At 68.9% G+C, this 6994-nt stretch carries 9 protein-coding genes; 8 read left to right on the forward strand and 1 reads right to left on the reverse strand.

Translation table 11 applies throughout. The features are described from left to right. From IV088_RS22910 to IV088_RS22925, 4 genes are all read left to right on the forward strand, one after another. Positions 1-331, forward strand: a 331-nt coding sequence (locus IV088_RS22910; protein ID WP_291106571.1) for an isocitrate dehydrogenase kinase/phosphatase-domain containing protein, incomplete at its 5' end; no start/stop codon positions are given. A 30-nt stretch (positions 332-361) separates the two neighbouring features. After that, positions 362-1552, forward strand: a complete 1191-nt coding sequence (locus IV088_RS22915) for an acetyl-CoA C-acyltransferase (protein WP_291106573.1) — start codon at positions 362-364, stop codon at positions 1550-1552. A 107-nt stretch (positions 1553-1659) separates the two neighbouring features. After that, on the forward strand, positions 1660-2328 hold the full coding sequence (locus IV088_RS22920; protein WP_291106575.1) for an SDR family oxidoreductase: 669 nt from the start codon (positions 1660-1662) through the stop codon (positions 2326-2328). A 31-nt stretch (positions 2329-2359) separates the two neighbouring features. Continuing rightward, positions 2360-3487 carry an acyl-CoA dehydrogenase family protein gene (locus IV088_RS22925; RefSeq protein ID WP_291106577.1) on the forward strand — a complete coding sequence of 376 codons (1128 nt, stop codon included), beginning with the start codon at positions 2360-2362 and terminating at the stop codon, positions 3485-3487. A 117-nt stretch (positions 3488-3604) separates the two neighbouring features. On the opposite strand, the gene IV088_RS22930 is transcribed toward IV088_RS22925, so the two are convergent. Continuing rightward, positions 3605-4321, reverse strand: coding sequence for a glutathione S-transferase N-terminal domain-containing protein (locus IV088_RS22930; RefSeq protein WP_291106579.1), 717 nt, complete (start codon positions 4319-4321; stop codon positions 3605-3607). Positions 4322-4423: 102 nt separating this feature from the next. On the opposite strand from IV088_RS22930, the gene IV088_RS22935 reads away from it, so the two are divergent. From IV088_RS22935 to IV088_RS22950, 4 genes are read left to right on the forward strand one after another with little or no spacing between them, the layout of a single operon-like run. Beyond that, positions 4424-4864 (forward strand): rhodanese-like domain-containing protein, encoded by a 441-nt coding sequence (locus IV088_RS22935; protein ID WP_291106581.1) that lies wholly within the window; start codon positions 4424-4426, stop codon positions 4862-4864. Beyond that, entirely contained in the window at positions 4861-5259 is a 399-nt protein-coding gene (locus tag IV088_RS22940) for a YchJ family metal-binding protein (RefSeq protein WP_291106583.1), read from the forward strand. The genes IV088_RS22935 and IV088_RS22940 overlap by 4 nt, the downstream gene beginning before the upstream one ends. Positions 5260-5273: 14 nt before the next feature. Further along, complete coding sequence (locus IV088_RS22945) at positions 5274-5936, forward strand: HAD family phosphatase (RefSeq protein WP_291106587.1); 663 nt, start codon at positions 5274-5276, stop codon at positions 5934-5936. A 9-nt stretch (positions 5937-5945) separates the two neighbouring features. Continuing rightward, positions 5946-6860, forward strand: coding sequence for a hypothetical protein (locus IV088_RS22950; RefSeq protein ID WP_291106585.1), 915 nt, complete (start codon positions 5946-5948; stop codon positions 6858-6860). Positions 6861-6994: the final 134 nt, after the last annotated feature.

A 6994-nucleotide genomic window follows, 5' to 3' on the forward strand; every position in this document is an offset into this window, starting at 1 on the left:
GGTCGTGTTCTACGACTACGACGAGATCGAATACATCACCGACTGCAACTTCCGCCGCGTGCCCGCGCCGCGCCACGAGGAAGACGAGATGTCGGGCGAGGTCTGGTACTCGGTGGGGCCGCACGACGTGTTCCCCGAAACCTTCGGCCCCTTCCTGCTCGGCAACCCGACCGTGCGCGAGGTGTTCATGAAGCACCACGCCGACCTGCTGGACCGCGAGTTCTGGCAGACGCACAAAGAGCGCATCGCCGCCGGCCATGTGTTCGACGTGTTTCCCTACGAGCGCGACCGGCGCTTCCATGTCCAGGCCGACAAAGAGCTTCTGGACTGATCCCATTTCCTTCATCCACCGGAGACTTGCATGACCACTTCCACCGATCCCATAGTCATCGTCGGCGCCGCCCGCACCCCCATGGGGTCGTTCCAGAGCGACTTCGCTTCCCAGTCCGCCCACGACCTCGGCGGCGTCGCCATCCAAGCCGCGGTCGAGCGCAGCGGCGTGGACAAGGCGCTGGTCGATGAGGTGCTGTTCGGCAACTGCCTGATGGCCGGCCAGGGCCAGGCGCCCGCGCGCCAGGCCGCGCTCAAGGGCGGCTTGCCGCTGTCGGCCGGCGCGGTGACGCTGTCCAAGATGTGCGGCTCGGGCATGAAGGCCACCATGCTCGCGCACGACATGCTGCTGGCCGGCAGCGCCACGGTGATGGTGTCGGGCGGCATGGAGAGCATGACCAACGCGCCCTACCTCATGCTCAAGGGCCGCGGCGGCTACCGCATGGGCCACGACAAGATCTACGACCACATGATGCTCGACGGCCTGGAAGACGCCTACGAAGCCGGCCGCAGCATGGGCACCTTCGGCGAGGACTGCGCCGCCAAATACAGCTTCACCCGCGAGCAGCAGGATGCGTTCGCCATCGCCTCGGTGACGCGCGCCAAGGCCGCCACCGAGAGCGGCGCCTTCGCCAAAGAGATCGCGCCCGTGACGGTGAAGGACCGCAGCGGCGAGCGCGTGGTGTCGGTGGACGAAGGCCCGGGCAAGGTCAAGCTGGACAAGGTCACCTCGCTCAAGCCCGCGTTCAAGAAAGACGGCACCATCACCGCCGCCAGCAGCTCGTCCATCAACGACGGCGCCGCCGCGCTGGTGCTGATGCGCGAATCCACCGCGCTGAAGCAAGGCCTGAAGCCACTGGCCCGCATCGTCGGCCACGCCACCCACGCGCAGGAACCCAACTGGTTCGCCACCGCCCCGGTGGGTGCGACGCAGAAGCTGCTGGCCAAGACCGGCTGGGCCGTGGGCGACGTGGACCTGTGGGAAATCAACGAAGCCTTTGCGGTGGTGCCCATGGCGCTGATGACCGAGCTGTCGATTCCGCACGAGAAGGTCAACGTCAACGGCGGCGCCTGCGCGCTGGGCCACCCCATCGGTGCGAGCGGTGCGCGCATCCTCGTCACGCTGTTGCACGCGCTGCAGGCGCGTGGTGGCAAGAAGGGCGTGGCCACGCTCTGCATTGGTGGCGGTGAAGCCACCGCCATGGCGATAGAGCTTGTGTAACACCCCCTGCGCCGCCTTCGGCGTCTCCCCCCTCAAGGGGGGCGCCACTGGCGGCCCGGCGAAGCCGGTTCCGCGGTGGCCCTGAAAAAGACATTCCTGAAACCAGCATGAGCACTGTCCTTGTCATCGGCGCGTCACGCGGCATCGGCTTCGAGTTCGTGCGCCAGTACCGCGAGGCGGGCGACCGCGTCATCGCCACCGCGCGCGACGACGACGGGTTGGCGCGGCTGAAGGCCCTCGGCGCCGAGCCGCTGCGGCTGGACGTGGCCCAGCCCGCCAGCGTGAGCGGCCTGTCCTGGCAACTCGATGGCGAGAAGCTGGATGTGGCGCTGTACGTGGCGGGCGTGATTCACCGCGGCAGTGCCACCACACCGCCCACCCAGCAAGCCTTCGACCAGCTGATGCACACCAACCTGCTGGGGGCCATGCAGGTGATCCCGCAGGTGCTGCCCTGGGTCGAGGAGGGTGGGGGTGTGTTCGCTGCGCTGTCGAGTGCCATGAGCCAGATCGCCAGCGTGCCGGGCAGCAACAGCTGGCTGTACCGCGTGAGCAAGGCGGCGCTGAACATGGCCGTGAGCAGCGCGCGCTTCGATTACCCCCAAGCCCGCCTGGTGGTGCTGGACCCGGGCTGGGTGCAGACCGACATGGGCGGCGGTGGTGCGCCACTGACGGCCGAGGCCAGCGTGCGCGGCCTGCGTGCCGTGCTCGCCAGCGTGACAACCGAAGACAACGGCCGCCTGATCCACCACGACGGCCGGCGTGCCGCCCACTGGTGAACTTTTCCAACCCCACAACGAGACACTCCCCATGCTGCTGACCGACGACCAGGTGATGATCCGCGACGCCGTGCGCGCCTTCGCGCAGGAACAGCTTTGGCCCAACGCCGCGAAGTGGGACAAGGAACACCACTTTCCGAAAGACGTGCACAAGGGCCTGGCCGAGCTGGGCGCCTACGGCATCTGCGTGCCCGAAGCGCTGGGCGGCGCGGGCCTGAGCTACCAGACCCTGGCCATCGTGCTCGAAGAAATCGCCGCCGGTGACGGGGGCACCAGCACCGTGATCAGCGTGACCAACTGCCCGGTCAACGCCATCCTCATGCGCTACGGCAACGCGCAGCAGCAGGAGCAGTGGCTGCGCCCGCTGGCCGCCGGGCAGATGCTCGGCGCGTTCTGCCTGACCGAGCCGCACGTGGGGTCCGACGCGTCCGCGCTGCGCACCACGGCGGTGAAAGAGGGCGACGAGTACGTGATCAACGGCGTCAAGCAGTTCATCACCAGCGGCAAGAACGGCGACGTGGCCATCGTCATCGCGGTGACGGACAAGGGTGCCGGCAAGAAGGGCATGAGCGCCTTCATCGTGCCCACCAGCGCGCCGGGCTATGTGGTCGCGCGGCTGGAAGACAAGCTTGGACAGCACAGCAGCGACACCGCGCAGATCAACTTCGACCACTGCCGCATCCCGGCACAGAACCTGATCGGCGCCGAAGGCGAGGGCTACAGGATCGCGCTCAGCGCGCTCGAAGGCGGGCGCATCGGCATCGCCTCACAGAGCATTGGCATGGCGCGCAGCGCGTTCGAGTGCGCCGTGACCTACGCCAAGGAGCGCGAGAGCTTCGGTCAGCCCATCTTCAACCACCAGGCGGTGGGTTTCCGGCTGGCCGAGATGGCCACGCAGATCGAGGCCGCGCGCGCGCTCACGCACCACGCCGCCGCGCTGCGCGACGCCGGCCAGCCTTGCCTGAAAGAGGCTGCGATGGCCAAGCTCTTTGCCAGCGAGATGGCCGAGAAGGTCTGCAGCGACGCGATCCAGGTGTTTGGGGGCTACGGCTACGTGAGCGACTTCCCGGTCGAGCGCATCTACCGCGACGTGCGCGTGTGCCAGATCTACGAAGGCACCAGCGACGTACAGAAGATCATCATTCAGAGGGCGCTGTAAGCCGGCCCACCCCCGCGCCGCCTGCGGCGTCACTCCCTCAAGGGGGCGGCACTGGCGGCCCGGCGAAGCCGGTTCCGCGGTGCCCTGGGCTCAATGCACTTCTTTCGTCGCGTCTGTTCAGTTCGGGGCTGCGGGAATGGTCAATCCCTTGGCCACCGCCGGCCGGGCCACGAAGGCCGCCACCACGCGCTGCACCTCGGTGAACTCGGCGTAGCCCACCAGATCACCCGCCTTGTAGCGTTCGACCAGGTTGCGCACCCAGGGCCAGATGGCGATGTCGGCGATGGTGTACTCGTCGCCCATGATCCAGGCGCGGCCTTTCAGTCGGTCGTTCAACACGCCCAGCAGGCGCCTGGATTCGGCGGTGTAGCGGTCGCGCGGGCGCTTGTCTTCGTAGTCCTTGCCACCGAAGTTGGTGAAGAACCCGACCTGGCCAAACATGGGGCCGACACCGCCCATCTGGAACATCAGCCACTGCAGGGTCTCGTACCGTGCGGCGGGGTCGGTGGGCAGGAAGCGGCCGGCCTTTTCCGCCAGGTAAATCAGGATCGCGCCCGACTCCCACAGCGCCAGCGGCTGGCCTCCCGGGCCGTTCGGGTCCAGGATCGCGGGGATCTTGTTGTTCGGGTTCAGCGACAGGAACTCGGGTGTGAACTGGTCCTGCGTGTCGAAGGACACGCGGTGCACCTCGTAGGGCAGGCCCAGTTCTTCCAGCAGGATCGACACCTTCACGCCGTTGGGCGTGGGCAGGCTGTAGAGCTGCAGGCGGTCGGGCTGGGTGGCGGGCCACTTCTTCGTGATGGGGAAGGCGGACAGGTCGTTCGTGGTGGTCATGGTGTGTGGGCTCCTCGTTGACAACGCCCGACACGCTACCACCGCCGCGCCCCGCGTGCAGGCCACCGCTAACATGCACCCGTTGAACACAGGAGACCCACCATGCCCATCACCAAAGGCTTTCGCGCGCTGGTCGCCGAAGCCAGCGCGCAGATCACCACCTACACCGTCGAGCAGGTGCGCGAGCGCCTGCAGGCCAACGACCCGACGCTGCAGATGGTCGACATCCGCGACCCGCGCGAGCTGGAGCGCGAAGGCACCGTACCCGGCGCCTTGCTCGCACCGCGCGGCATGCTCGAATTCTGGGTCGACCCCGACTCGCCGTACTTCAAGCCCGTGTTCGCCGACGAGCGCAAGGAGTTCGTGCTCTTCTGCGGCGGCGCCTGGCGCAGCGCCCTCGCGGCCAAGGCCCTGCAAGAGATGGGCATGACCAATGTTGCCCACGTGGAAGGTGGCTTTGGCGCCTGGGCCAAAGCCGGCGCCCCCACCGAAACCCTGGACGCCCACAAGGCCGCCCACGCCGCTCGCAAACCGGCCGCATGACCGAGCTCACGCCGTGCCCCTGCGGGCGAGCCGATGCGCGTGGCCAGGGCCTGGCGTTCGACGCCTGCTGCGGCCGCTACCTCGACCACGACACCCCCGCGCCCGACGCCGAGAGCCTCATGCGCTCGCGCTACAGCGCCTTCGTGCTCGGCCGCACCGATCACCTGAGTGCCAGCTGGCACCCCAGCACCCGCCACGCCGACCTCGACCTGGAACCCGGCGTGAAGTGGCTGGGGCTGGAGGTGAAGCGCCACCGCGTGATCGACGCCGACCACGCCGAGGTCGAGTTCGTCGCGCGCTCGCGCACCGGTGGGCGCGGCCATCGCCTGCACGAGACCAGCCGCTTCGTGCGCGAGGGCGGGCGCTGGTTCTATCTGGATGGAGATCTGAAGTGACGGTGAGAAGTGACATCGTGAGGTTTGACGCCGTGCTGTTCGATTGCGACGGCGTGCTCGTGGACAGCGAGCCCATTACCAACGGCGTCTTGCGCCAGATGCTCAACGAGGCCGGCTGGGCGCTGAGCGCGGCCGAATGCGAGCGCATTTTCATCGGCAAGGCCGTGCGCGACGAGCGCGTGCGCATCGAGGCCGAGACCGGCCAGCCGCTCACAGACGAGTGGATGCGCGCCTTCTACGCGCGGCGCGACCAGCGCCTGCGCGCCGAGCTGCAGACCGTGCGGGGCGCGCTCGACGCAGTGGTCGCCGCCCACGGCCACACGGCCGGCCGCATCGCCTGCGCCTCCGGCGCCGACCGGCCCAAGGTCGTGATGCAGATCGGCATGGCCGGCATGGCGCCGTATTTCGGCGACCGCATCTTCAGCGGCCACGACCAGCCGCGCTCCAAGCCGCACCCCGATGTGTACCTCGCCGCCGCCGCCCACCTGGGCGTGGACCCCGCGCGCTGCCTCGTGATCGAAGACACCGCCACCGGCGCACAGGCCGGCCTCGCGGCGGGCGCCACCGTCTGGGGCTACTGCCAGCACGGCGATGGTCGCGCGTTCGAAGGCCTGCCCGTGGCCAAGGTGATGCACCACATGGCCGAACTTGCGCAGGCGCTGCCCACCTTGCGGTAAAAACGCGGCATGCACCTCACCCGCCGCCAATTGCTGGGCCACAGCGCCGCCTTGCCCTTTTCTCCGCTCCTGCGGCTCATGCCCCTGGCCGGCCTCGGCCTCGCCGCCTGCTCCAGCGTCGAAACGACGAGCGTGCAGGTGCGCCTGCTCGGCAAATCCATCACCGTCATCAGCACCATCGGCACCACGCTGCGCCTCTCATGGCGCGGCACCACCGTGTTCAACAACGAGCTGGGCGAGGCCTTCGTGCCCGACTGGGGCTTCAAGGAGCAGCTCGAAACCCGCACGGTGGAGCTGCTCAGGGCCTCGGGCCGTTTCTCCAGCGTGCAGCGCGCCACGATCACCTCCACCCGCCGCGAGGAAGCGCTCAAGGAACTGAAAGAGCTCAAGACGCCGACCGACCACGTGCTGCTGATCTCGGGCGCGCCCTCGGGCGACACCATCTGGGCCACCAAGGAAGGTTTCTACGGCCTGGGCATCGCGCAGCGCAGCATCGTGCGCCTGGGCACCGAGTCGGTCGCCCACGCCTCGTTGCGCGTCGACCTGCTCGTGCCCAGCACCTTCGGCGCCGTGCTCGGCGAAGCCACCGTGAACACCGCCCAGCGCGTGCCCGCGCCCGCCCTGCTGACCGGGCCGCGCCTGAACGACGACCACGCCGCCGCCGCGCGCGAGTCGCTCAAGGTGCAGGTGGACGCGGCGGTGCAGAGCCTGGTGAACCAGCTGGGGCTGGGGAAGGCGGCGCCGGCCGCGGCACCCGCGCCGGTGGCGCCGCCTGCGGCACCGAAGCCGGTGACTGTGCCTCCAGCGGCGCCCGAGCGGCCCTGGGTCAACGGCTCGCCGGTGACCTCGCCGAACGTGGAGGGCCGGGGCATTCCGGCGCCCTCGGGGGCTGGGGCGGCAGACGGCTGGCCGGCGGCGCGCTGAGGCGAGGGCCTTGCGCCACCGGGGTCACCGCGGCGCGGTCGTCACACCCGAATCACCTCGCGCCGCATCGACCACAGGATGGCCAGCACCTCGTTGCGCGTGGCTTCGTCGATGCCGTTCTTCTGCAGCGCGTC

Origin of the sequence: Hydrogenophaga sp., assembly GCF_018780075.1 — a bacterium.
Taxonomy (GTDB): Bacteria; Pseudomonadota; Gammaproteobacteria; order Burkholderiales; family Burkholderiaceae_C; genus Hydrogenophaga.